The sequence below is a fragment of the Brevundimonas sp. RM1 genome (assembly GCF_052907225.1).
Genome location: NZ_JBRERY010000063.1, coordinates 1 through 1,905, shown reverse-complemented (window position 1 = coordinate 1,905; position 1,905 = coordinate 1). Strand labels below are relative to the sequence as shown.

Annotated in this window: 1 protein-coding gene and 1 pseudogene; one reads left to right on the top strand and one right to left on the bottom strand. The window is 64.9% G+C overall.

Going from position 1 to position 1,905, the window contains the following annotated elements; all coding sequences use genetic code 11:
• Positions 1-395: pseudogene (locus ACU5AP_RS16215) on the top strand (VWA domain-containing protein); the annotation flags it as partial.
• On the opposite strand, the gene ACU5AP_RS16210 reads toward ACU5AP_RS16215, so the two are convergent.
• Entirely contained in the window at positions 392-1,612 is a 1,221-nt protein-coding gene (locus tag ACU5AP_RS16210; protein ID WP_128720717.1) for a hypothetical protein, read from the bottom strand. The pseudogene ACU5AP_RS16215 and the gene ACU5AP_RS16210 overlap by 4 nt on opposite strands.
• Positions 1,613-1,905: the final 293 nt, after the last annotated feature.

Genomic DNA, 1,905 nt, shown 5'->3' with positions numbered 1-1,905 from the left:
TCAAGAACCTGGAGTTCTTCTACTTCCACAACTGCCTCTACGAAGGCGTGTGGAAGGACAACCGTCGCCGCCACAGCGAGCGCATCCCGACCTGGGATCTGATCCACAAATACCCCGGCGACTGGCGCGCCATCTTCGTCGGCGACGCGACCATGTCGCCCTATGAAGTGACCATGCCCGGCGGCTCGGTCGAGCACTGGAACGAGGAGGCGGGCGCCGTCTGGCTGAAACGCGCCCGCGAACAATGGGACAAGTCGGTCTGGGTGAACCCCGTGCCAGAGCGCCACTGGAGCTACACCCCCTCGGTCAACCTAATCGGCGAGGTGATGGAGCACCGCATGTTCCCCCTGACGCTGGAAGGCCTGGAACGGGCGATGCGGACCCTGGCGCGCTAATCGACGCTGAGCGCGCCGAAGGCGGGCTGGATGCCCGCTGCGGTCTCCTGACGGAAGAAGTAGCGGCCGGGGTGAAGGAAGAAGGTCGCCTCCGATGCGCCGGGCGGCAGCAGATAGTGATCCGACGGCGGCCCGGCCGTCGCTTCCGCCGTCGACAGGGCCTGGATCAGCACCTGCTCGTCCAGCGGCGGAACCTTGATCGTCACGCGCCGTCGCTCGGGATCCGCCGCCAGCCATCCCGGGCGGCCCGCCACAGGCGTCATGCGCGGATGGAAGACCGACATATCCATTTTTCCGGCATAGTTGGGCGTGGCGATGCTCTCGCCATCTCTGGACACCACGATCGGGTTTTCGGGCGCAAAGCGCGCCAGGACGGCGGCCACGTGCGGCGCATCGTTCTGAGGCGCGATCGCGGGCCAGTTCCTCGACTGCTCAATCGTCAGCGGATCGATGCCCGTCTTGGCTTTCAGGCGCGCGGCGAACCATAGGTCGCCCCGTCCTTCGGTCTCCATCGCGTGACTGTAGCCGACGAAGACGAAGACGCGCGCCTCGGGGTGGACGGACAGGATATTGGCGATCAGGTTGTCGGCCTGCGCCTCTTCACGCGCGGCGATCTGCGCGGCGCTGTCCGCGTCATCGGGCGCCCTTTGGTCGAAGCTCTGTTCATAGTCCGAAAAGCGGTAGCCTAGCCGGGCCGCCTCGCGCACCATCTCGGCGAAGACCGGATCGTGTGTGTAGTAGCCGTAGCTGGCCAGGAAGGGCGCGCCCTTCGTATAGGAGCCGACCCGGACAAGCGGCACAGGCTGAGGCGGGGTGAAGGTTTCGGCGGCGAACCAGTCGTAGCCCAGCGGGCGCAACGCACGCATCACCCGGGCGGCGAAGGCGCGATGTCCGGAAATGTTGTGCGCCTCGTTCAGGATGACAATGCGGGTGTTGCGGGCCGCCTCGACGATGGCTTCGATCGCGTCACGCGCCACTGCGCCGTCCAAGTCGGGTGGAATCAGCGACGGCCGCGGAGGCCGCTCATCCAAGCCGACGGCCGTCGCCTCGTCCCCCAGGAAGGACGCGAACTGACTTAACATCTGTCGCGCCGCTTGATCACCCGCTTCAGCCTTGGCCTTCAGGTCGAGGTAGGTCGGTAGATAGCGACCTTCGGAGAAGAACTGGTCGTCGCTCGACAGCGCTTCCTGCGCCAGGACGGACGCAGGAAGCCCCACGCTCAAACCCGCCGCTCCCAACAAGATCGATCGACGTGCCCACATCCGCTCTCCCCCTCGAGAAACTGACATGACAACGATACTAGAAAAGATTCCGGCGCGACTGTGGCGAAGCGTCCCTGAACAGAAGCGCTCCGTTCACACCCCGACAACCTGACTTTCAAGAGTGAAAGCCGAATTGGTCAGAAGGCGCGCGTCACGCCGAAATTCACCTGGGTGTAGTCATAGGTGTAGCCACGGGCGACGGGGGTGTTGCTGTAGGTCAGGCCCGCTGTGAAGGCCCATTCGCGCAC